The following is a 22,734-nucleotide window of genomic DNA, read 5'->3' on the forward strand; positions in this document are numbered from 1 at the left end:
ATTAATTTTATTTCACTTTTTTCAATTTTTTATTCTTTTTATATTTCATGTTACATAACAAACATGTTGATTTTCTTTTAACACAATCAATATAAAAAAGATGCTCCGCAACTCCGCTAGGGGGACCTTTATACAACAAAAATAGGGATGGCTGTGCCATCCCTAAGACTATTGACAAACCCTGACGATGTCATCCTGAACGATAGTGAAGGATCTCATCTTTACTGAAAACATGAGATTCTTCGGCTTCGCCTCAGAATGACAACGTCCAATTTTTTACTTTGCCATCCCTATTATCGTTATCCAAAGTTATTAATATATTTTGTTGCTTATTTTAATAAGCTCTTGCAGCATATATCATGTGCTTTGCTTCCTTGCCGCATATGTGGCACTTGTCGCCTAAATTTTCCTGCTCAAAAGGAATGCATCTGATTGTTGCTCCTGTTTCTTCTTTCAGTTTGTCTTCACATTCTCTGCAGCCGCACCACATCATTTTTGCAAAACCAGGCTTGTTTGGAAGATCCTTTTTATACTGCTCGTAATCTTTCACAATGTATGTGTGAGCTTCTCTGTGTGCTTTAGCTTTTTCAAACATGTCTTTTTGCATTGTTTCAAGCATTGAAGACAGTGTTTCTTCTATGTTGTCCAGTGATATAGTTTCTTTTTCAAGCTTATCTCTTCTTACAGCCACAGCCTGATTGTTTTCAATGTCTCTTGGTCCTATTTCAATACGGATTGGATATCCCTTCATTTCATATTGGTTGAATTTCCATCCTGGTGAATTTTCTGTGTCATCATCAAGCTCAACTCTGATTCCTTTTGCTTTTAACTTGTCGAAAAGTTCATTTGATTTTTCCAGCACTCCTTCTTTTTTCTGAGCTATTGGAATAATAACAACCTGGACTGGTGCCATCTTTGGAGGAAGAACCAGACCTCTGTTGTCGGAGTGAACCATTATGAGTCCTCCTATAAGTCTTGTTGAAATACCCCATGATGTGTGGTATGGGAATTCTTCCTTGCCTGTTCTTCCCTGGAATTTGATTTCAAAAGCCTTTGTAAAATGCTGGCCTAAGTTGTGTGATGTTCCTGCCTGAAGAGCCTGACCGTCATGCATCAATGCTTCCATTGTGTATGTTGCATGAGCTCCTGCAAATTTTTCCTTTTCGCTTTTTTGTCCTACAACAACAGGCATTGCCATTAAATCTTCAGCAACCTGTCTATATATGTTAAGCATCTTGAGTGTTTCTTCTTGAGCTTCTTCTTCTGTTTCATGAAGTGTGTGACCTTCCTGCCATAAGAACTCTGAAGTTCTGAGGAATGGTCTTGTAGTTTTTTCCCATCTTACAACGCTGCACCACTGATTGTAAAGGTATGGCAGGTCTCTGTATGAACTGAGCCATTTCTTGTACATGTGGCATATTATTGTTTCTGAAGTAGGTCTTATTACAAGTCTTTCTGCAAGTTCCTGACTTCCTCCGTGAGTAACCCATGCAACTTCAGGAGCGAAACCTTCCACGTGCTCTTTTTCCTTTGTCAACAGACTTTCAGGAATCAAAAGAGGAAAATACATGTTCTTGTGCCCTGTAGCTTTGAACTTTTCATCTGCATATTCCTGAATTTTTTCCCACAAAGCATATCCGTAAGGTCTTATAACCATGAATCCCTTAACCGGTGAATAATCTACCAATTCATTTTTCAATATTACGTCTGTGTACCACCTGCTGAAGTCTTCTTCCATTGGCGTTATTTCTTTTACAAAATTCTTTTCTTGTTTAGCCATAATTTCTCCTTTCATACACCTGCGTTAATGTCCGCAGTCTCATTACAAATTTAAATTCCTTTTAAAATATAAAACCCGCCTCCATACAAGAGGCGGGTTAGTCCGCGGTACCACTCTAATTGCTTAAATTATAAGCATCTCATTTAAATAAGGGTTTTGGCCCTTTGGGTTTTCCCAAAAACTCGGAGGCGGGTTCTCTACACAGAGGGACAAAAATCTTTCACCGGTGATTTTCTCTCTTGAGTCCATGTATAAATACTGATTCTCTTCATAGTCTAATATTCAACAATTAATATTATAGTATATTAGTTTTTAATTTTTGTCAACTTCAATTCATTATATTTTAAAATGAAAATGTTTCCTTGAAAATGTAATTCCATGAATGTATAATGTAATCAGTTACATAATTTTACTTAGGAGGGAATTTATGAAAAGAAAAGTATTGAGTTTGGTCATGATCAGTTTGCTGATTTTAAGCAGTTTCAGTTTTGCATTTGCAGCTGATGCTTCTACAACAATCACAATTTTTCATACCAATGACACTCATGCAAGACTTTTGAGCAACGACACAAACATCGGTTTTGCAAAAATTGCTACATTGGTTAAAGAAGCAAGGTTATCAGATCCAAACACCCTGTTGTTGGATGCGGGAGATACGCTTCACGGTATGCCTATAGTAAACATAAGCAAGGGTCAAAATGCAGTCAAAGTCCTTGAAGCGACAGGATATGATTACATGACTCTTGGAAACCACGACTTCAACTATGGACAGGAAAGACTTTTGGAACTCAAAAACATGAGCTCAGTTGGAATGTTGAGCGCAAATGTTCTTGACAAAGACGGCAAGTCACTGTTCACACCTTATGTAATTAAGGAAATCAACGGAGTAAAGGTTGGTATATTTGGACTTTCAACTCCGGAAACAGCGTACAAAACAAGCCCTGCAAATGTTGAAGGACTGACATTTGCTAACCCTGTTGAAACTGCTCAAAAAATTGTAAATGAAATCAAGGATCAGACAGATGTCATCATAGGCATTGTACACCTTGGACTTGATGGAGGTTCTGAGTTCACTTCAGAAAGATTAGCAAAAGAAGTTGAAGGAATAGATGTATTAATTGACGGACACAGCCACACGCTGCTTGAAAACGGTCAAGTTGTTAACAATACACTCATAGCTCAGACATTCGAACACGACAAAAATTTAGGAAAAGTAACAATTGAAGTAACAGGCGGAAAAGTTGTGAACAAAACAGCAGCACTTATCAACGTAAGCAAGGTTGCTGAAGTTACCCCGGATCCTGAAGTTACAAAAATAATAGATGAAATAAATGCTGAAAATGCAGAAGTATTTGCACAGGTTGTTGCAAAAACAGATGTATATCTTGACGGTGTAAGAGCAAATGTAAGAACAAGGGAAACAAACCTTGGAAACCTCTCAGCTGATGCTGTTAGAAAAGCTGCGGGTTCAGACATTGGTTTTGTTAACGGCGGAAATATAAGAGTTGATATTCAGCCTGGAGACATTACATTTGGCAAGCTTGCTGAACTGTTCCCATTTGGAAACACAGTACAGGTTAAGAAAATCACAGGTGCAGACCTGTTAAAGGTTCTTGAAATATCAGTACAGGCATATCCTGAAGCTCAGGGAGGATTTATGCAGGTAAGCGGAATGAGCTTTGAATTTGATCCTTCACAGCCTGCAGGTTCAAGAGTTGTGGGAGTTAAAGTAGGCGAAAGCGAACTTGATTTGTCAGCAGAATACACTGTTGCAATAAATGACTTCCTTGGAATAGGCGGAGACGGATATGAAGTTTTCAAGAACTATCCTATTTACGGTGAAGTTGGAACTTATGAAGAAGTATTTGCAGATTATCTGAATACAAACGGAACTAAGGGAAGCGACGTTTCAGGAAGAATCACTGTTAAAGCAACAGCTCCTGCAGCAGAACCAACACCTGCTCCGGCACCTGTTGAGCCTGCTCCTGTTGTTGAGCCAGCACCAGCTCCTGCTCCTGCACAGACTGAAGTTTCATACATAGTTGTATCAGGAGATGTTTTGTGGAAAATAGCTGAAAAATACAACACTACATGGGAAGCTTTGGCTAAATACAACAATCTGAGCAATCCGAACTTAATATTCCCGAACCAGGTAATAAAAGTACCGGCAAAGTAAAAAATGAAGAATTAAGAGTTAAGAATTAAGAATTAAATGAAAACATCCGTTGATAAAATCAACGGATGTTTGTTTTTATGAAAAAATAAATTGTTGACGTTGTCATTCTGAGGGCGACACGTAATAATCTCATGTTTTCAATAAAGATGAGATCCTTCACTATCGTTCAGGATGACAGCGTCAGGGTTTATCAGTAGTCTGACATTAGTTAATAAAATTAACAGATGTATATTTTAGTTCTATATGTTTAACCTTCAAGGTTAAACTAATAATTCTTCACTCTTCATTCTTCACTCTTAATTGTGATTACCCTTCAGGGTAATAACCGTCAGTTCCGGAGCTGCCATGAAGCGCATTGGAATTGTTGAAGTCCCAAGACCTATGTTCACATAAACCTTTGTTTGTCTAAAATTTTCAAAATCATAAAATCCCCTCACATATTTTTCTCCAAGGCTGGGCAAGTAGTTTGCGAAAGGAAGATTAACCTGTCCCCCATGGCTGTGTCCAGCTAACAATAAATCTATGCTGTATTCAAGCAGTCTATCAGCTACATCCGGTTCATGACTGAGCACTATGTTGTACATGTCTTTATCCATGTTTCCTGAAATTACTGCAGGTTCATATTCTCCAAATATTGAATCATCCATTCCGATGAAGTTTATGTTGTACTGGGGAAGTTCTTCTTTTTCGTTTATTAGCAGCTTGAAGCCGCTTTTTTCCATTATTTCCTTGTAGACTTTTTCTGCTCCGCCGCCATAATCGTGATTTCCGTAGACAGCATATTTTATGGGGGCATTTATTGAGCCTAAGATTTCCCAAATTTCATGAATATTTTCCTTGTTTTCATAATTGTTAAATTGGTCAATGAGATCTCCTGTGAAAACAACTATGTCTGGGTTTTCCTCATTTATCTTATCTATTGCGTTATTCAGATCATCAATGTCAAAATATTCAGAAATATGTGTATCTGAAAACTGCAGTATTTTTATTTCATCGTTTTTTAAATAATCTGTGTTGATTGTTTCATAGCGCACAGTCAGAAGCTCCGGCTCTATGAATCTTGCATATATGTAAATCATTATTAGAATTGTCATAAGTATTGATAATACACTCAAAAATTTTTTCACTTTATACTCCTAGGAAAGTTTCAATTTTTAGTATATCAAACTTCAACAATAAAATAAAGCGAAACTTAAATGTTTAAGTTTCACTTCAATGCTACACAATGCGAGTTTCATTCTCATTGCATATGAAGAGCTCAACGTAATTTGTCAATATATCAATATAGTTAAACGATACAACTCTTTTTAATCCTTTGCTTTCCACCCTTACGGTAAAAATAGACGGGTATGTTTCAGCTATAACCCCTTCGCTTATAAGAGGCTTGCTTTTGCCTTTTTTTATTTTGAATTTAACTTTCTGTCCTACACAGCCTTCAACAATTCCCTTTACTCTTGTTACAGAACTCACTGTCAAAAAATCACCTTCTATACTATATTATATGAAAAGTGGTGAAATATAATTCATTTGCTTTTATCTTAACCATTTACATAAAATTTATTCTATTTTTCTTTAATTTGCGTATAATTGTCTTGCAAAACAGATTAAAATAGACTATTATAATAAAGGCAATTAATCATATAAAAAAGGATGTGAAAGTAATGGATGAGGTCCCTACGGTCAAGTCTATAAAATTGTTAAAAACAACTGAATACTTCTCTATTACTGATTTGATTTCAATTTGGCAATAGAGAAAATCTATTATTAAATTGAGGTGAAAAATGCTTGATATATTCAAAACCATTGACGACACTTTATTCAAGCTTGAAGAAATCGAGGACGGTGCTTGGATCAACCTTGTAGAGCCAACTGCAGAAGAACTGGACAGAATCGAGGATGAGCTGGGTGTTGACAGAGATTACTTAAGAGCTGCTCTGGATGAGGAAGAAAGTGCACGTTTAGAAAGCGAAAACGATCAGGTTTTAATTTTAGTGGATACTCCATATGTCGAGAAAACGGATGATCATATTATTTATGAGACACTTCCTCTTGGAATTATAATAACTGAAAATAACATCATAACCGTATGCTTGAAAAATTCCATTGTACTGGATCAGTTTGAGAAAAATTCAATACGTACATTCTACACATACAAAAAATACCGTTTTTTGTATCAGATATTGTATAAAAATGCTCAGAGGTATTTATTGTACCTGAGACAAATTGACAGGATGAGCAGTTTTATTGAAAAACAGCTTCATGAATCAATGAAAAACAAAGAGCTGATTCAGCTTCTTGACCTAGAAAAATCATTGGTTTATATTACAACTTCCTTGAGGGCCAACCAGGTTGTGCTTGAAAAGATATTAAGAATCAACATCATCAAGAAATATTCCGAAGACGAGGATTTGCTTGAAGATGTTCTAATCGAAAATAAACAGGCCATAGAAATGGCTAACATATACTCAGGAATATTAAGCGGTACCATGGATGCATTTGCTTCCATAATATCAAACAACCTGAACATAGTAATGAAACTATTGACTTCAATAACAATATTGATGGCAATTCCGACCATGTTTTCAAGTTTCTTTGGAATGAACATGATAAATATGCCATTTGCAAACTCCCCTTTCGGATTCTGGATAATTCTTGGGGCGTCAGTAGTTTCTGCTGCTACAGTTGGTTTCATACTTGTGAAAAAGAATCTGTTTTAATTTAAATATTTCAAAAATTAATAACACCCGATTTTCTGCAGTTACACACTAGAAAACCGGGTGTTATTCTTTTAGCATTTCACTTTCTGTGTTTGGAGGACTCACCTCTTCCATTCATCTGTTGTTAACATTTGTTTTACATCATCCGATAATTTAATACCTCAACATTCAGGAAATTCAATTTGTTTTAAGTTTGTAAATAAACTACTTAAACTCATAATCTTTAATTGATATTAATCTTAATCTTTTGTGTAAATTTAAATATTTTTACTTTAAAGCCTAAATCTTGATTAAAAATCATTTAATTTTTGATCCAATAGCTTTATTTAAATTAATTTTAAATCTAAACTGCCGATATTAATTTATATCTATTAAATCTTTACTAAATTTAAACCATTAACTTAATACTTAAAACCATGAATTTTATTGAAGCTAAATATTAGAAAATATGTAAAACATATGTTGTATTATATTTATACCCGACATTTTATTTTTTAAACATTGGTTTTGAAAAAATTGAAATTAATTTTAAATTCATTGTTAATAGATTGTGTTTGCTATATAATGTTCATATTATATTTATGTGAGGTTCCTATGTTGAAGTTGAAATCATATGCAAAAATAAACCTTTTTCTTGATATTGAAGGAAGGCGCCAAGACGGTTACCATCTTATAAAGACAGTGATGCAGTCAATCGACCTTTACGATGAAATTACCATTGATTCAATTGCTGAAGACAAAATAGAAATTGAATGCAGCAATCCTTTAATTCCAACAGACCAAAGAAACACTTGCTGGAAATCAGCTGATATTATAAAAACACTGTATAATATCAAGTACGGAGTTAAAATTAGAATCAAAAAGCAAATTCCATCAGAAGCTGGTCTAGCAGGAGGAAGCAGTAACTGCGCAGCTGTAATTGAGGGACTTAACAAACTGTGGAGATTAAACATGTCCCAGGATGAAATGCTTAACATTGGACTAAAGGTTGGCGCTGATGTACCATTCTGCATTCTTGGAGGAACTTACCTTGCTGAAGGCATTGGTGAAAAATTAAGCAGGCTTAATGATTTTAAGTGGGAAAATATATTGATTATAAAACCTGATTTTTCAATGTCTACGGCATTTGTTTACAAAAATCTTCTTCCGCAGGATTACAATTCATTCAAAGAAAACAAAATAATTGAATTTATAAACTCCGGTGAATTTTACAATGCTGCAATATCGACTTCAAACACCCTTGAAAAAGTTGTTGAAAAATTTCATCCTGAAATTAAAGATATTATTAACTTATTGCTTGAAAATAAGGCTGTAGCAGCACGAATGACAGGAAGCGGCTCAGCAGTACTTGGTTTTTTTGAAAGCGAACAAAGTCTAGAAGAAGCATATAATAACATTGTAAAAGAATTTCCCCATACATTTAAAACAAAAACAACTCTAAAAGGCATCGAAATTTGTGATTAAATTGTTGCGGTATGGGTATTAGCTTAATGACGAATGCGAGGGATGTATATGAAAAAAATCATAATTTTAGCACTAATAATAGCTTTAATTGCTTCAGGATGCTCCGAAAAAAATGAGACTGAAGAAAATAAAAACACGAGCACTCAAAAACAGGAAAATCCACAGACTTCCGAAGATGCAATAATAGCCCCCGATTTTGAACTTGAATCTCTGGACGGCACGACAATTAAACTCAGTGAAATGAGAGACAAAAATGTAATAATAAATTTCTGGGCTACATGGTGCGGGTACTGCGTTATTGAAATGCCTGACCTTCAAAAACTTCAAGAAACATATAAGGACGATTTGCTCGTTTTAACTGTGAATGTTGGTGAGTCAAAAGAAATTGTTCAGAAGTTCATGGAAGAAAACAACTTAAATCTAACTGTAGTACTGGATAAGGACATGGCTGTGTCGAACAATTACGGCATACGCTCATATCCTACAACAATTGCAGTAAATAAAAAGGGAGAAGCCGTAAGAGGTTATGTAGGAATGCTTACTTACGAACAGATGGAACTTCTTTACGATTATTTTGAAGAATAACATGACTATTGATTACAACATAATTTTTCACAAAATGTAAGGGCGGATCTTGTGGACGTCACTGAAAAAGTCCTTCCTGTCATCCTGAACGATAGTGAAGGATCTCATCTTTGTTGAAAATATGAGATTCTTCGGCTATGCCTCAGAATGACAGTGAATAAATGTATAGTTTTTCAGTGGCCTCATCTTGTGTCCGCCCGTATTATTAAACTCAACCCTACATCATTGAAACAACTTTGTTATGAGACTGACATGGCTATGCATGTTATTTTTTTGCTTCTTTTATTTCCTTTATTAAAAGAGGCAGAATTTCTCTTACGTCTCCTACTATGCAGTAGTTTGCAACCTTGAATATCGGCGCATCAGGATCAATGTTTATTGCAACTATTGTCTCTATATCTGCAAGTCCTGCAAGATGCTGAATTGCTCCGGAAATTCCGCATGCTATATATACTTTTGGAGCAACTGTCTTGCCTGTCTGTCCAACCTGTTGACTGTAGGGCATCCATCCCTGATCAACTACAGGCCTTGAAGACCCTAATGCTCCTCCGAGGGCATCTGCAAGTTCCTGTGCAAGCTGTATATTTTTTGCACTTCCTATTCCTCTTCCCACACTTACAATAATATCTGCATCGGAAAGATTTGCTCCTTCTTCATTGTCAATGTTTCTGATTTTTTTTACAAAACTTTCTATTGGTGAAGGAACAGGTAGTATTGTTATTTTTCCTGTTTTTGTATAGTCTGGTAAAAGGGGCTTGAAAACTTTTGGTCTTACTGTAGCCATTTGTGGGCGGTTGTTTGGGCACACTATGGTTGCCATGAGGTTTCCACCAAATGCTGGCCTTGTCTGGAGAAGAAGTCTTTCTTCCTTGTCAGCTTCAAGCACAGTGCAATCTGCAGTAAGTCCTGTTCTCAATGTGGATGAAATGTGTGGAGCTAAAGACCTTCCGTTTGATGTTGCACCTATTAAGACTATTTCAGGCTTATACTCTTGAATAAGCTGTATCATCATTTCTCCATACACATGATCGTTGAAATCATCCAACCATTCTGCTTCCATAACCAGAACTTCATCAGCTCCATATGCACAAAGTTCCTGTGCAAGATTTTTTATGTTGTTACCAATGAGTACCGCAGTAACAGGCACATCTAAATTTTTCGAAAGATCTCTTGCCTTTCCCAGGAGTTCAAGTGAAACTGTCTTTAACTTCCCATATCTTTGCTCGGCGAAAACCCATATTCCTCTGTAAGAGCTTAAATCTTTTTGAACAATATCATCTCTTACAAAATTAATTGCACTAAACTTGCAGCTATCAGAACATGAACCGCACAATGTACATTTTTCATTTATGTCTGCTTTTTTATCCTTAATTTCAATTGCTCCAAATGGGCATGCTCCCACACACTTCTTGCAGCCAACACATTTTTCTTTAATTATGTTTATGTTTGCCATATTATGATTCCTTCCCCATCAATATTTCAGCTAACTTCTTCGATTGTTCGAAAGGTGTTCCCAATAGGTAGATACTGTTCACATCATGAACAGGAACAAATGTCTTTCTAACTTGTGTTGGTGAACCCTTGAGGCCTGATCTGTTTTCATCAGCTGCTGCATCCTTTGATGTAACAATTTCAATTTCCGCACTTTTAGCATTTCTCATGCTTTTTATAGAAGGAAGCCTTGGCATGTTTATTTCCTTCACAACTGTTATGAGGGCTGGAAGCTTTATTTCTATTTCTTCATAACCGTCATCTGTTATTTTCATGCAGCGCATAAAGCTGCAGTTTAATTCAATAATTTTGCTTATGTCTGTTGCATAGGCAATTCCCAATGTCTTTGCAAGGCTTGGTCCCACTTGGGCAGTGTCTCCATCTGTTGCCTGTTTTCCGCATATAATAAGATCATATTCTCCGATTTTTAGAGCTCCTCTGCTCAGGGCATAGGATGTTGCAAGAGTGTCTGCTCCGGCAAATTTTCTGTCAGTTAAAAGCATTGCCTTGTCTATTTTAAGTGAAATTGCTTCTCTGAGCATTTCAGTGGCCGCTGGTATCCCCATGGAAAGGCCGTAAACTTCAGCACCGTATTTTTCCTTTATGCGCACAGCTTCTTCAATGGCATAAGTGTCAAATGGATTTATGATAGATGCTACATTTTCTCTTATTATTGTATTTGTTGAGGGATCCATTTTTACTTCATTGGTTCCCGGAACTTGCTTTATGCATACAATTATTTTCATTATATGTCCTCCCCTTTTTCATATGGAAACACAGCGCCTCTGTTTAATAGCTGATCAGGGTCAAATAATTTTTTTATACTTCTCATTTCATCCAGCTCTTCATAGCTGTACATTTTCTGAAGGAAAGGAACCTTAAGCTTTCCAACCCCGTGTTCAGCAGAAACAGCTCCTCCCATGGCAGCAATTTTTTCAGCCCATGTGAGATACAGTTCCTTACCTTTTTTATATTCTTCCATGTTTCTTGGAATTGTGTTCACATGGAGGTGGTTGTTGCCTACGTGACCAAATATGACAGCATGAAGATTATTTTTTTGGATGTCTTCATTGTACATTTTCATCAGTTCTTTCAGCTTGTCATCAGGAACGGACATGTCTGTCCCAAGCTTAGTAATTCTTGAGTCAGTTTTCTTGGCAATATCTATTTGCATGTTCACGCATTCAGGGCATGCATGCCTGAAACTGTGAAGTTTTTCAAGGCTTGTTGCATTGTTTGCAACCCAGGTTGCATCTCCATCTCCTCCAAGTTTTTCTATACAAGTTCCAAGGCTATCAATTCCACTCCATATTTCGTCATCAGAATCGCTTTCAATTTCTATGTAGACAGCTGTATGATATCCGTCCTTAATTTCCTGTATGGCTGCAAAGGCAGGATTTGTTTTTTGCTGCACTTTAAGCATTTCCAGTGCATTGTGGCTAAAAAATTCAATGGCTGAAGGTTTTAAGCTAAGCGTCTTCATATCTTCAAAAATCTTCTCTCCCCGGGCTGCACGCACCAGATCAAGAGCCTTGTCCTCATCCGGCATGAAGACAGTAACTCCCCAGTTTGCTCCTTGCTTTTTATTCAGTTCAATTTCTATTTCGCTTATTATTCCAAGAGTTCCGTCCGAACCTATGAACAAATCAATCATGTCCATGTCAGGCTTGTTGTAGTATCCGGAAGTGTTTTTCCTCACATGAGGCATCTTGTATTTTGGAAGTTCTCCCTTAATTGTTCTTCCGCTCTTTGTGACCAGCTGGAAGTGTCCATCTCTTGCCATGTACTGTCCTCTTTTTAGGCTCAGCACATCTCCGTCTGCGAGAACAACACGAAGTGATTCAACGTGATCCCTGGTTGAACCATATCTGAAGCTTTTTGCTCCGGATGCGTTGCATGCAGCCATCCCTCCTATGGAAGCAGAAATTTCTGTTGGATCCGTAGAATAAAACCACTGATTTTTTTCCATATTATTAAGTGCTTCTCTTGATTGCTCATCCCAGTCCATAGTCACAAATGATTTGTTAGCGAGATATTTTCTCACTTCCGTCAAAAGAACACCTGGCTGAACCCTCAGGAAAAAGCGATCATTTTCATGGTCATATCTTGCTCCTGTAACTTTGTTCATCTTGCTGAGATTTATGATGTGGCCGCCAAAAGGAACGGCAGAAGCAGCAAGTCCCGTTCTCGCTCCCTGTGTTGTTATTTCCATGTTTTTATAAGCACATTCCTTTAGGGAATGTATGATTTCTTCTTCTGTCTTTGGAAATGAAATGCTCTGTGCGGTTCCTGTCTGACGTGATTCGTCCCTCAGGTACTCACTGTACATTTCAGCAAAGGTATTATAATTTTCCATTGGTCCTCCGCTTATATGATTGAATTAATTTAGTTAACTGATTGAAGAAAGTTTAGCACAATTACTAGATGCTGTCAATGATATTAAGTGTAAAAATAACAAACAAAAAAACAGATCATTGTCTGTTTATATGTTGATATGGTTTTTCAATACCGTAGGGGAGGACTTCATGTCCTCCCGCAAATTTTACTATTGAATTATAATACGGGCGGATACAAGATCCGCCCCTACAACTCGTTGAAAATTCAGTTTGTCAAGTCTGAAGATTTCGTCTGCTTGTTATTTATTTTTGTAAAACCTGTATGGCCTTTCCATGTGCTCCTGCATGTTTTCTCTTGCCTGTTCAGGTTTTTGATCCCGTATGGACTCATATACTCTTTCGTGGAGATTCACTGTGAGCTTGCGGTCTTCCACAGGAAGGTTGTATATAGTTTCAACCATTTGCTTCTTCATGAGAATGTTCAAAGTTTCCATAAGCTTGAAACACATGTCGTTGCCTGAACACTTAACTACCTGCTGGTGAAAATCATAATCCAGTCTTGCAAAGATTTCGTAGTCTTCATTTATGTGTTCCTTGTGGTTTTTTATGATTTCTTCAAGAACATGCAAATCTTCCTCTGATCTGTTCCTTGCTGCAGCTTCAGCCATGGCAATCTGAATTGCACGTCTTAGTTCAAACAACTCAAGCTCCGTGGTTTTTTCAAACATCAACATATAAATAAGCGGCATGTAGCTGTCAGTCATGTCCGGCTTGTTGATTCTTATTCCCTTGCGGGGACTTACGGTAACAATGCCCAGAAACTCCAGCACTCTCAAGGCTTCCCTAAGGGTTGGCCTGCTTACATTGAGCATCTTAGTCAGTTCAGGCTCACTGTATAGCTTATCTCCATATTCAATCTTGTTTTCATGTATGCTGTTAAGTATTCCTTCAACTATCTGCATATATGCTTTCTTGCTCTTAACTGGATTTAAGCTGATATTTTCCATATTCTTCTCCGGATTAATTTTTCCTTAGTATACCACAGTTAACTGAATTAATCAATTGCCGCAAGAACAACTCCTGCGGCAATAAAAATTATTTTATAATTTCTTTTAGACATTTTATGGTGAAATCAATGTCTTCTCTTGAAACTCCTATGTGGCATACAAAACGGTATTCTCCGCCTTCTTCGCCGTTTATTTTTATGTTTTTCTCATAGAGCTTTTCAACAAGTGTATTGCTTGAAACTATTTCTTCGCTGATTTCAAAGAACACCATGTCTATGTCGAGCCTGTCAGTTACAACCTTTACTCCGTCAATCTTTGAAAGTTCTTCAGCCATGTATTTTGCATTCTTGTGGTCTTCTTCAAGTCTTTCTGTCATTTTTTCCAGCGCAATTATTCCGGCAGCTGCAAGTATTCCAACCTGTCTCATTCCGCCGCCCATTAATTTTCTGTTTTTTCTTGCCCTGTCTATGAATGATTTGCTTCCTGCAAGCATTGACCCTGCCGGAGCCGCCAGACCCTTAGAAAGACAAAACATAACTGTGTCGGCACATGCAGCAAGTTCCTTAACATCGACTCCCAATGATATTGCAGCATTGAACAGTCTTGCTCCATCCATGTGAACAGGAAGTGAATGTCTTTCTGCTATATTTTTTATTTCTTTCATTGTTTCAAGAGGAACAACAGCCCCGCAGCCATGAGCATTTTCCACGCATATGAGTCCTGTTTCAGGTTCATGTATGTCATCGACTCTTATTGCTTTTTCCACATCCTGGGGATTCATGGCTCCATTTTGAGTTTCAAGAGTACGAAGCTGGACACCTGCTATTACTGCAGAAGCTCCTACTTCATGAACAACAATGTGGTTGTTTTTACCTATAATGACTTCCTGTCCTCTTCTTGCATGAGTAAAAAGAGCAAGCTGATTTCCAAAAGTTCCGCTTGGAACAAAGATTGCCGCTTCCTTGCCAACTTTTTCAGCTGCCAGCTTTTCAAGCTTGTTTATTGTTGGATCGTCCCCGTAAACATCGTCACCGACCTCAGCATTTGCCATTGCCTGTCTCATTTCATCTGTTGGCATTGTTACAGTATCGCTTCTCAAATCAATAAATTTCATTTTATCATCCTCTATTCTATATTGTTGTTTATTTGTCTGCATGCTTTCACAACGTGCTTTGCCAGTACAGCTGTTGTTACAGAACCCACTCCTGCAGGTACCGGTGTTATGAGTCCGCACTTTTCAATGCAATCTGTTGTGTTTACATCACCTGTCATGTTTCCTTGGCTGTCGACGTTTATACCAACATCAATTACTGCTGCCCCTTCTTTTACAAAGTCAGATGTTACCATGTTTGATTTTCCTATGGCTGCAATTAAAATGTCCGCCTTTGCAGCAACATCAGGCAAGTTTTCTGTCTTTGAATGGCATATGGTAACTGATGCATTTTCTTTCAATAAAAGCATGGCAGCAGGCTTTCCTACAACCATGGATCTTCCAAGAACTACAGCATTTTTGCCTTTCAAGGGAACATTGTAGTGCTTAAGAATTTCAATTGCTGCAGTAGGTGTACATGGAGGAAATCCTGTTTCATCACCTTCCAAAACCTTTGCCACATTAATTGGGTTGAAGCAATCAATGTCCTTTTCAGGACTTATAATAAATTTAACGTCATTTTCATTTATTTGTTTTGGAAGAGGTCTGAACAAAAGTATTCCATGTACAGTTTCATCACCGTCAACCTTTTTTAATTCCTGTGCAAAATCATCCTGGCTTATATCTGCAGAGAGTTCCAGAACCTCGCATTCTATTTTGCAGGAATTCATTCTTTTAACAGCTGCTCTTTCGTAAGACAAGTCGTCTTCTCTTTCGCCAACTCTTACGATTTTAAGTTTTGGAAAAATGTTTTTTCCCTTGAACTGTTCTACTTCTTTTTTAACTTCTTCTGTTATTTTATCTGCAACGGGCTTTCCTTTTGCCAATAGTCCCATATTATTCTCCTATAATTAATTGCTCAATATTTCAATTACCCTTTCATAAACCTCATCGGCTTTTTCATTGCCGTCCTTGAGAAGTTTTTTTGAACTTTCCAGATTGTTTTTAACATATTCTTCATCTGTTATGGAATTCAGATTTATGAGTACATTAAGATACGCGCTGTTTATGGCAGCCTTCAAACACTGTATACCAACGCCCACATCGCTTACTATTGTCTTCGTACAAATTTCTATGAGCTCTTCATGAAGAAGTATTCCTTCGTATGAAAGCTTCAATGTTTCCAAAGGTGCTTCACACGCTTCTTTAAGGCACTTCTGAAGAGTTTCTTCCTTTATTTTTTGTTCCTGCTCTGTTTCTTTGGGCATGATATATGCTCTTGACAAAGGTTCAAAGCTTTTTGCATCTTTTTCCACCAGATCCAGCAGTTCGTTTCTTAATATGTCTGCTCTTCTTAAAATATCCATGTGCTGTTCTTCAAACTGCAGCAATTTTTTCTTACCAACGGAATAGTTTACAACCATTGAATTAAGGGCAGCTCCTAAAGCACCTGCAAGTGCTGCAGCTCCCCCTCCCCCTGGAACAGGTTTTTTTGCTGCAAGCTCATCTGCAAAATCCCTGCATGACAATTCAGTTAACACCATATCACCTCGCTAATATATAATACACAAATATCATTACCATTTTATTATAATATAGCATTTTTAAAAAGTCATCATAAATCATGAACAGATATTCTTTTATAAAAAAGACCAGCACCACTGCCATTCAGTTGATACCAATTTTTTTCAATAATGCAGGGTAGGACTGCCGTCCCCCCCAAATATAACAATATTTTGAATTAATAACACTCGGGCGGACACAAGATCCGCCCATACGAACTATTTAATTAACATATAGCGGTGAATCAGAAATCCCGGATATTTTTTGATTTAATAAAACAGGCAGACACTGAATCTGCCCTTACAATTAGTGGAAAGCTATTTATCGTTGTACACAGCAAAATGAATGTGGTCTTCCCACACCCCGTTTATTTCAAGATAGCGTTTTGAAAATCCTTCCTGTTCAAATTTAAGTTTTTCCATAACCTTCAACGACCTCTGATTCCTTGGCACCACATTGACTTCTATTCTGTGGAGTCCGAAATCGTCAAACATTATTTGAACTGTCTTTTCTATTGCTTCTGTCATATAACCCTTGTTTATTTCATCCTTATCTAATTTGTATCCCAAAAAACAAGATTTGAAATTTCCCATTATAATATTGCTGTAGCAAACATTGCCTATGATTTTATTGTCTTCTTTTTTTATAATCCAGAAGCGCACAAGGCTGTTGTTCTTAAATGTGTTGTATTCATAGTTAAGCTGTCTTTTATGATATGAAAGGGTATAAAAATCTCTAGTTCTTTTTGGCTCCCACTCACTTAAGAAATTATGATTCCTCTTGTAATATTCAAGAACCTCTCTGCCGTATACAGGTTTTAAAATTTTTAAGTACAGTCTTTCCGTTTCATATCGCGTCTGTTTAAACATTAAATCACTCCCCTTAAGACTATTACAATTTTATATTTCATCTGCTCATAAGTCAACTTATTTTGCTTTACTAAGCATTTTATTTGTGATAGTATACATTATTATAGCTGACTTCAGGGGGTGGGAAAAAATCAAAAGAAAAAATATATTTCTCATATTCACATTATTTTATTTGTACTTCATCATGGCTCTTTTTGAAAGTTCCAAAGGAAACTTTGTTCCGTTTTTTCTTGAAGAATTCAAAATAACCAATGCTGAATTAAGCCTTGTGCTTTCTCTGAACACAGTGGGGTGTGTAATAGGAAGTTTTCTTGGAGGATATTTTTGTGAAAAATTCGGACATAAATTTGTGTACATAGCAGGTTCGGTCTTATCAACCATCGGTGTATTAATTGCACCTTTTACTTCAAACATATTTATGCTTGGACTTTTCAATTTCATATTCGGAATCGGGCGTTCAGCCATATCCGTGGGAGTAGACTCCATGGTTCCTGTTTTGTCAATAGGATTTGAATCCATATTGATGAACATAACCCATTTTACATACGGTCTTGGAAGTTTTGCAGGACAAAATGCCTATGGAAACTTTCTTACACAAGGAGTGGAATGGAGGAGAATATATCTGTTCCTGGGGATATTCTATGTTGTATCGGTAATATTAAGTTTGATTGTAAAAACACCAAGCATCAAGGTAATAAAAAGCGAAGATTCACCAATGAAGAACAAAATGTACAAGGAGCCATTGATATACATGTTCATGTTTGCCATAACATTTGGACTGGTGACAGAAGCTGTTATCAATACATGGTTTATAAGCTACATAAGAAGCTCTTACAGTCTTGATCCTGCAGCAGCAGCAAAATATGCTTCAATATTTTTTCTGATGTTTGCTATGGGAAGGCTTTTAGGCGGGTTCATAGTGAATAAAATAGGAGATTCAAAGGGGCTGCAGATGTTTTTGCTTGCAGGTGCCGTGTGTATTTTGGCAGGTCTTAAATTAAAAAGTGAAGGAATTATGCTCATCGCCATGTCAGGATTTTTTATTTCAATAACATTCCCAACAATGATGGTCATAATCAATTCCATATTTAAACAGAAATCATCTCTTGCCATTGGTTATTCAGTGACATTAAGCAACATTTTATATGTCATCATATTTAATCTGACAGGATATTTAAATGATTTGCTTGGAACATACGCTGCATTTTACGTCGCACCTGTTTCTATGATAGGATGTTTGACAATGCTCATATTAATAAACAAAAAAGTTAAAAATGAAAATTATGTATAGAAAATCGGAGGAAATATGTCTTTAGAAAACCTTATAATTCCAGAAAACTACACCAGTAAACTTTCACTGCTGGAAACTCAAATTGCAATCAAAAAAATAAAAGATTTTTTTGAAGGCGAACTTTCAAAAAACCTGTCACTCATAAGAGTATCAGCACCACTTATGGTGCGACCTGAATCAGGACTTAACGATGACCTGAACGGCATTGAAAGAGCAGTTCGCTTCGATATGCTTGATACAAAGTATGATGTTGAAATTGTACAGTCTCTTGCAAAATGGAAAAGAAATGCTCTGGGAAGCTACCGCTTTGACACATATACAGGGCTTTACACAGACATGAATGCCATCAGACGTGATGAAGATTTGGATAATATCCATTCTATTTATGTTGACCAATGGGACTGGGAAAAAATCATAAAGAAAACTGATCGCAGCAAAGATACACTCAAGTATGTTGTTACCCAGATTTACAATGTTTTCAGATCTACAGAAAAATACCTAGAAAGTTTGTATCCGTTCCTGAGGAATGAACTTCCTTCAGAAATTCATTTTATAACTACCCAGGAACTTCTTGACCTTTATCCGGACAAAACTCCAAAGGAAAGAGAATACCTGATTACAAAAGAAAAGAAAGCTGTATTTTTAATGGAAGTTGGAAAAAAACTGTCTGACGGAAAAATACATGACGGCCGTGCAGCCGACTATGACGACTGGTCATTAAACGGCGACATATTGTTTTATTTTTCAACTCTCGACATTGCACTTGAGCTTTCATCAATGGGTATAAGAGTTGACAAGGACGCACTTCTTTCTCAGCTTGAAGAAAGAAATCAAATGCACAAGTCTAAATTTCCGTTCCATCAGGATGTCATCAATGAGAGAGTTCCTTTTACCATCGGCGGCGGCATCGGACAGTCAAGAATATGCATGTTCTTCCTTCAGAAGGCCCACATAGGTGAAGTTCAGTCATCTGTATGGCCTGAAAACATGATAGAGCTGTGCAAGAAAAATGAAATACACCTTTTGTAAAGAAATGAAGAATTAAGAGTGAAGAATTAAGAATTAAAGGAAAGGCATTGTGCTTAAGCACAATGCCTTCAATCATTTTTAACTCTTAATTTTTAATTCTTAATTACCTACATATGTAGGCGTCTTTTTATTTCAGCGCGCAATTTTTGTTCCTCGAATATGAGTATTGTAGATAATGAAATTATGCTTGTCACTATGCACAACAGCGAAGGAAACAATGATTTTACCAGCCCCATCAGTATGAATATAACCGGAATTATTCCGAACAATCCGTCTATTATTATGTAAAGGATGTAATCTTCAACGTGAAGATTTCTGACCTTTGATATGATCGCCATGGATATTATGGCAAACACACATGCAAGTGGAATAACATATGTTATGGACCATCCTCTCCATCCCGTTATCAAATCCCACAGAATTGTTATTACAGAAATAATCATTACCTGGTATACAAGGTTCTTCGGAATGTTGTTTCTTTTGTTTATGGCTGTAATCAGGCTGGCCCATACTGACCCCAGGCCGCCCAGCACGAACAATGACCATGCTCCCCTTTGAGGAAAAAGAATATTAAATGCTACAGACACTGTGGCTATTACTATTGAAGCAAGCAGCATTATTTTAAAGAACAACCCATGTTCTCTGTATACAAACGATATGGTTGGAAATACTTCATCAGTGGGGTCTCCCTTTATTGCTTCCTGACAAAGAGGGCAATATTTTCGATTTCCCACTACATTTACTTTACAGTTATTACAATATTTCATAAAGCACTCCTATTCTTCATCAACTTTGTTGGATGCTATGTCAACGGGTATACCCATGTCAGTAAGTGTTTTAAAAAAACGCCTTTGAATTTCCGTACTAACGAAAGCAGAAGTAAAACTTATTCTCAATATGTTTTCGTAGGAGCATACACAAGCCTGAAGCTTGTTTGTGCTTACAAAAATATCAAAGGATGAAATGAATGGTTTTATTTCATCGGGCATGTTTACCTTTCCCACATTTGACAATGTTGAAGTATAGCTTCTGTCAACAAAGCTGTTTGCAATTTTAAGAAAAAAGTCCTTTACTGACAAAGGGATGGCCCTCAATAAATAATTGTGTTCAAGAGAAGCCAAAGAGTTTATCCTTCTTCCAAGGTGTTCCGGAGTCAGGTTTTCCCTGAAACTGTTTTTTAAAGCTTCTATAACTTCCTCTATTTCGTTGCCCCCTCCCGAAAAATTATAATCAACATTTATTACCCCGAAGAAATTTCTGGCTGTCTGGGAATAATAATAATTTCTCAGGTTTACCGGTATGCTTAGAACAACAGGTCTTTTCTTTAGTCTTGCAGGGATTTCATCGTTAATTGCAATCATTAATATTGCAGCTAAAAATATGGTAAGAGATGTGTTGTATTCCTTTACCTTTGCAAGTATTGAATCAACAGGAATAACACCTTCTATAATTCGTATTCTGTATTCAGGCAGCTTCAACCCCCTTATTCTAAAAGCCTTCTGACTTTTTTTGCCATTAGATGTACTTGTCTTGGAATAATATTTTTGAAAGCTGTCGTCCATTTTCTGTGTTCTGGAAGCATCGCTCAACAATACAGGAACATGTTCCTTAAATTGGCCTTCGTGCTTTATGGTTATGTAATGAAAAACAAGAGTTTTGAAAAACTGCAGCGCACCGGCACCGTCAGACAATGCGTGATATACCTCAAAGCTTATGCGTTTTTTAAAGTACATAACCCTGAAAAGAAGCGTCTTGTTGTTTTTATCGTACAATGTCGAGCACGGAGGAAGATTTTCCTCAGTTACAACTGCCTTGAAGTGGCTTTTTTCAAAATAATACCAGAACAAGCCGCTTTTTATTATGGACTTGTAAAGAGGAAATGTTTCAATTGTAATGTCAAGGGCGCTCTGAAGTGCATTTTTGTCAACATTTTCATACAGTTCGCATGCAAATCTGAACACCTTTGTATCGCTGTTTTTGCTGTTTGGGGGAAATATTTTTGCAGCATTGTCCAGCTTGCTCCATTCTGATACTCTTTTATTCTTCAACGTTACTCACCTCATCTAAAAAGCGGTTTATTATTTCATAGCAAATCTTCACCTGCGGAAAGCTGGGAGGAAGAGCAAAAAATCCGTGGAGGGCATCCTTGATTCGGAATATTTCAACTTTATTTCCGGCAGCTCGAAGTTTCCTTCCGTATTCCTCTCCTTCATCTCTGAGAGGGCAAAATTCAGCCGTTATTATAAGCGTTTCAGGCTGATCTGATAAATCATCTGCAAGTAGTGGAGCAAAATAAGGATTTGAATAATCGCTGTCATTTGATTTATATAATTCCATGTAATCACATACTCTTTTGGATGTGAGAAGGTAATCAGTTCCATTTAAATGAACAGACTGAAATGGTGATGTTTCACTGTGATTGTTGTAAGTGGAAGGATATATCAATATCTGCTTTTTAATGCTGAATTCCTTCCTTTCCCTGGCCATGAGGGACAATGCAGCAGCTAAGTTGCCTCCTGCGCTGTCTCCTATTATGGTGATTTCTTTAAAATTGTTTTCTTCCTTAGTTATAAAGGCTTTCGCTGCCTGATAACAGTCTTCCAGCCCTGCAGGAAACGGATGTTCAGGAGCAAGCCTGTAATCCACTGAAACGACGTTGTGATTTGTTATTCTTGCCATGTTGGCGCACACTTTGCTGTAAGAATCTATGTTTCCTGTAACCCATCCTCCTCCATGGAAAAAAAGAAGCATGGGATAATCTCCTTCCTTTTCAGGAGAAAAAATTCTCACAGGTATGCTGTGATTTTCAGAATCAACCTCACAGTCCCATGTCTTGAAGAACGGCTTAAGGTAGTGCCTGTGAGTAATATTTACAAAATTCCTTTGAAGCTCATAATTTTTTTTAACATCTATGTCTTTGTAGGACAATGCCTTAAGGGCAGCTCTTACAACCTTATTTATTGCCATAATTACCTCATATTATTATTTTACATCATTATATATATAAAAATAATAGGTGTCTACATTTCTTTTAAAATTTGATAAAGTAGTCTCATTGCTTACATGGAGAAAATCATTTCCTTTTTTGGTTGACTTTTGTTTATAATATATTAAAATAATAAGTGAACAAAATATAATTTAGGAGGAAACTATGCAAAAATACGTATGCGACGCTTGTGGTTATGTTTATGATCCAGCCGAAGGAGATCCAGACAACGGAATCGCTCCTGGAACATCATTTGATGCTTTGCCGGATGATTGGGTTTGCCCATTGTGCGGTGTAGGCAAAGATATGTTTTCACCAGAATAAAATATTTGTTTATAAAGATGGCGTAA

21 protein-coding genes and 1 other annotated feature are annotated in these 22,734 nt (G+C 36.9%); of the genes, 7 read left to right on the forward strand and 14 right to left on the reverse strand.

From position 1 onward, the window contains the following. Window positions 1–334: 334 nt before the first annotated feature. On the reverse strand, window positions 335–1,780 hold the full coding sequence (gene proS, locus LY60_RS13850; RefSeq protein WP_145085042.1) for a proline--tRNA ligase: 1,446 nt from the start codon (window positions 1,778–1,780) through the stop codon (window positions 335–337). An 85-nt stretch (window positions 1,781–1,865) separates the two neighbouring features. Then, window positions 1,866–2,061: a binding site (T-box leader), on the reverse strand. Window positions 2,062–2,207: 146 nt separating this feature from the next. Between proS and LY60_RS13855 the strand changes: the two genes are divergently transcribed. Continuing rightward, a complete protein-coding gene (locus LY60_RS13855) occupies window positions 2,208–3,956 on the forward strand; it encodes a 5'-nucleotidase C-terminal domain-containing protein (RefSeq protein ID WP_145085044.1) in 1,749 nt (582 codons plus the stop codon). 296 nt (window positions 3,957–4,252) lie between these two features. On the opposite strand, the gene LY60_RS13860 is transcribed toward LY60_RS13855, so the two are convergent. Continuing rightward, on the reverse strand, window positions 4,253–5,083 hold the full coding sequence (locus tag LY60_RS13860) for a metallophosphoesterase (RefSeq protein ID WP_145085047.1): 831 nt from the start codon (window positions 5,081–5,083) through the stop codon (window positions 4,253–4,255). Window positions 5,084–5,174: 91 nt separating this feature from the next. Continuing rightward, complete coding sequence (locus LY60_RS13865) at window positions 5,175–5,426, reverse strand: Veg family protein (RefSeq protein ID WP_198018505.1); 252 nt, start codon at window positions 5,424–5,426, stop codon at window positions 5,175–5,177. Between the two features lie 311 nt (window positions 5,427–5,737). Between LY60_RS13865 and LY60_RS13870 the strand changes: the two genes are divergently transcribed. From LY60_RS13870 to LY60_RS13880, 3 genes are all read left to right on the forward strand, one after another. After that, a complete protein-coding gene (locus tag LY60_RS13870) occupies window positions 5,738–6,673 on the forward strand; it encodes a magnesium transporter CorA family protein (protein WP_145085050.1) in 936 nt (311 codons plus the stop codon). Window positions 6,674–7,267: 594 nt separating this feature from the next. Continuing rightward, entirely contained in the window at window positions 7,268–8,137 is an 870-nt protein-coding gene (ispE, locus tag LY60_RS13875; protein ID WP_170226241.1) for a 4-(cytidine 5'-diphospho)-2-C-methyl-D-erythritol kinase, read from the forward strand. Window positions 8,138–8,185: 48 nt separating this feature from the next. After that, window positions 8,186–8,722 carry a TlpA family protein disulfide reductase gene (locus LY60_RS13880; RefSeq protein WP_170226242.1) on the forward strand — a complete coding sequence of 179 codons (537 nt, stop codon included), beginning with the start codon at window positions 8,186–8,188 and terminating at the stop codon, window positions 8,720–8,722. 265 nt (window positions 8,723–8,987) lie between these two features. On the opposite strand, the gene LY60_RS13885 is transcribed toward LY60_RS13880, so the two are convergent. The 8 genes from LY60_RS13885 to LY60_RS13920 form a co-directional block, all read right to left on the reverse strand. After that, a complete protein-coding gene (locus LY60_RS13885; protein WP_145085059.1) occupies window positions 8,988–10,175 on the reverse strand; it encodes an electron transfer flavoprotein subunit alpha in 1,188 nt (395 codons plus the stop codon). Window position 10,176: 1 nt separating this feature from the next. Then, complete coding sequence (locus tag LY60_RS13890; RefSeq protein WP_145085061.1) at window positions 10,177–10,959, reverse strand: electron transfer flavoprotein subunit beta/FixA family protein; 783 nt, start codon at window positions 10,957–10,959, stop codon at window positions 10,177–10,179. After that, window positions 10,959–12,569 carry an FAD-binding oxidoreductase gene (locus LY60_RS13895; protein ID WP_145085064.1) on the reverse strand — a complete coding sequence of 537 codons (1,611 nt, stop codon included), beginning with the start codon at window positions 12,567–12,569 and terminating at the stop codon, window positions 10,959–10,961. The genes LY60_RS13890 and LY60_RS13895 overlap by 1 nt, the downstream gene beginning before the upstream one ends. A gap of 279 nt (window positions 12,570–12,848) precedes the next feature. Then, the gene (locus LY60_RS13900; RefSeq protein ID WP_145085067.1) at window positions 12,849–13,556 is read right to left on the reverse strand and encodes a FadR/GntR family transcriptional regulator; all 708 of its coding nucleotides are present in this window, start codon (window positions 13,554–13,556) and stop codon (window positions 12,849–12,851) included. 88 nt (window positions 13,557–13,644) lie between these two features. Beyond that, on the reverse strand, window positions 13,645–14,670 hold the full coding sequence (ltaE, locus tag LY60_RS13905) for a low-specificity L-threonine aldolase (RefSeq protein WP_145085070.1): 1,026 nt from the start codon (window positions 14,668–14,670) through the stop codon (window positions 13,645–13,647). Between the two features lie 11 nt (window positions 14,671–14,681). Next, complete coding sequence (locus LY60_RS13910) at window positions 14,682–15,542, reverse strand: bifunctional 5,10-methylenetetrahydrofolate dehydrogenase/5,10-methenyltetrahydrofolate cyclohydrolase (RefSeq protein WP_145085074.1); 861 nt, start codon at window positions 15,540–15,542, stop codon at window positions 14,682–14,684. A gap of 15 nt (window positions 15,543–15,557) precedes the next feature. After that, the gene (locus tag LY60_RS13915; RefSeq protein ID WP_145085077.1) at window positions 15,558–16,190 is read right to left on the reverse strand and encodes a cyclodeaminase/cyclohydrolase family protein; all 633 of its coding nucleotides are present in this window, start codon (window positions 16,188–16,190) and stop codon (window positions 15,558–15,560) included. A 336-nt stretch (window positions 16,191–16,526) separates the two neighbouring features. Continuing rightward, window positions 16,527–17,078 carry a GNAT family N-acetyltransferase gene (locus tag LY60_RS13920; protein ID WP_145085080.1) on the reverse strand — a complete coding sequence of 184 codons (552 nt, stop codon included), beginning with the start codon at window positions 17,076–17,078 and terminating at the stop codon, window positions 16,527–16,529. Window positions 17,079–17,163: 85 nt separating this feature from the next. Between LY60_RS13920 and LY60_RS13925 the strand changes: the two genes are divergently transcribed. Next, a complete protein-coding gene (locus LY60_RS13925; protein ID WP_145085083.1) occupies window positions 17,164–18,369 on the forward strand; it encodes an MFS transporter in 1,206 nt (401 codons plus the stop codon). Window positions 18,370–18,384: 15 nt separating this feature from the next. Continuing rightward, the gene (asnA, locus tag LY60_RS13930) at window positions 18,385–19,398 is read left to right on the forward strand and encodes an aspartate--ammonia ligase (RefSeq protein ID WP_145085086.1); all 1,014 of its coding nucleotides are present in this window, start codon (window positions 18,385–18,387) and stop codon (window positions 19,396–19,398) included. A gap of 107 nt (window positions 19,399–19,505) precedes the next feature. Here the strand turns inward: asnA and LY60_RS13935 are convergent, their stop codons facing one another. The 3 genes from LY60_RS13935 to LY60_RS13945 are packed head-to-tail and all read right to left on the reverse strand — an operon-like array spanning window position 19,506 to window position 22,365. Next, a complete protein-coding gene (locus LY60_RS13935; RefSeq protein WP_145085089.1) occupies window positions 19,506–20,165 on the reverse strand; it encodes a DUF6320 domain-containing protein in 660 nt (219 codons plus the stop codon). Between the two features lie 9 nt (window positions 20,166–20,174). Then, window positions 20,175–21,446 carry a hypothetical protein gene (locus LY60_RS13940; protein ID WP_145085092.1) on the reverse strand — a complete coding sequence of 424 codons (1,272 nt, stop codon included), beginning with the start codon at window positions 21,444–21,446 and terminating at the stop codon, window positions 20,175–20,177. After that, the gene (locus tag LY60_RS13945; protein ID WP_145085095.1) at window positions 21,436–22,365 is read right to left on the reverse strand and encodes an alpha/beta hydrolase; all 930 of its coding nucleotides are present in this window, start codon (window positions 22,363–22,365) and stop codon (window positions 21,436–21,438) included. Before LY60_RS13945 ends, LY60_RS13940 begins: the two co-directional genes overlap by 11 nt. A gap of 184 nt (window positions 22,366–22,549) precedes the next feature. Here LY60_RS13945 and rd point away from each other — a divergent pair, with 184 nt between their 5' ends. Further along, window positions 22,550–22,708, forward strand: coding sequence for a rubredoxin (gene rd, locus LY60_RS13950; RefSeq protein WP_019229860.1), 159 nt, complete (start codon window positions 22,550–22,552; stop codon window positions 22,706–22,708). The last annotated feature ends 26 nt before the right edge of the window (window positions 22,709–22,734 follow it).

The organism is Sedimentibacter saalensis (genome assembly GCF_007830175.1).
Lineage (GTDB): Bacteria > Bacillota > Clostridia > Tissierellales > Sedimentibacteraceae > Sedimentibacter > Sedimentibacter saalensis.

What these genes read in the sequence shown, in the direction of transcription:
- LY60_RS13920 (WP_145085080.1), bottom strand. Translation starts at nt 17,078, where the DNA reads ATGTTTAAACAGACGCGATATGAAACGGAAAGACTGTACTTAAAAATT.
- LY60_RS13870 (WP_145085050.1), top strand. Translation starts at nt 5,738, where the DNA reads ATGCTTGATATATTCAAAACCATTGACGACACTTTATTCAAGCTTGAA.
- LY60_RS13885 (WP_145085059.1), bottom strand. Translation starts at nt 10,175, where the DNA reads ATGGCAAACATAAACATAATTAAAGAAAAATGTGTTGGCTGCAAGAAG.
- asnA (WP_145085086.1), top strand. Translation starts at nt 18,385, where the DNA reads ATGTCTTTAGAAAACCTTATAATTCCAGAAAACTACACCAGTAAACTT.
- rd (WP_019229860.1), top strand. Translation starts at nt 22,550, where the DNA reads ATGCAAAAATACGTATGCGACGCTTGTGGTTATGTTTATGATCCAGCC.
- proS (WP_145085042.1), bottom strand. Translation starts at nt 1,780, where the DNA reads ATGGCTAAACAAGAAAAGAATTTTGTAAAAGAAATAACGCCAATGGAA.
- LY60_RS13945 (WP_145085095.1), bottom strand. Translation starts at nt 22,365, where the DNA reads ATGGCAATAAATAAGGTTGTAAGAGCTGCCCTTAAGGCATTGTCCTAC.
- LY60_RS13915 (WP_145085077.1), bottom strand. Translation starts at nt 16,190, where the DNA reads ATGGTGTTAACTGAATTGTCATGCAGGGATTTTGCAGATGAGCTTGCA.
- LY60_RS13880 (WP_170226242.1), top strand. Translation starts at nt 8,186, where the DNA reads ATGAAAAAAATCATAATTTTAGCACTAATAATAGCTTTAATTGCTTCA.
- LY60_RS13900 (WP_145085067.1), bottom strand. Translation starts at nt 13,556, where the DNA reads ATGGAAAATATCAGCTTAAATCCAGTTAAGAGCAAGAAAGCATATATG.
- ltaE (WP_145085070.1), bottom strand. Translation starts at nt 14,670, where the DNA reads ATGAAATTTATTGATTTGAGAAGCGATACTGTAACAATGCCAACAGAT.
- LY60_RS13910 (WP_145085074.1), bottom strand. Translation starts at nt 15,542, where the DNA reads ATGGGACTATTGGCAAAAGGAAAGCCCGTTGCAGATAAAATAACAGAA.
- LY60_RS13895 (WP_145085064.1), bottom strand. Translation starts at nt 12,569, where the DNA reads ATGGAAAATTATAATACCTTTGCTGAAATGTACAGTGAGTACCTGAGG.
- LY60_RS13935 (WP_145085089.1), bottom strand. Translation starts at nt 20,165, where the DNA reads ATGAAATATTGTAATAACTGTAAAGTAAATGTAGTGGGAAATCGAAAA.
- LY60_RS13890 (WP_145085061.1), bottom strand. Translation starts at nt 10,959, where the DNA reads ATGAAAATAATTGTATGCATAAAGCAAGTTCCGGGAACCAATGAAGTA.
- LY60_RS13855 (WP_145085044.1), top strand. Translation starts at nt 2,208, where the DNA reads ATGAAAAGAAAAGTATTGAGTTTGGTCATGATCAGTTTGCTGATTTTA.
- ispE (WP_170226241.1), top strand. Translation starts at nt 7,268, where the DNA reads ATGTTGAAGTTGAAATCATATGCAAAAATAAACCTTTTTCTTGATATT.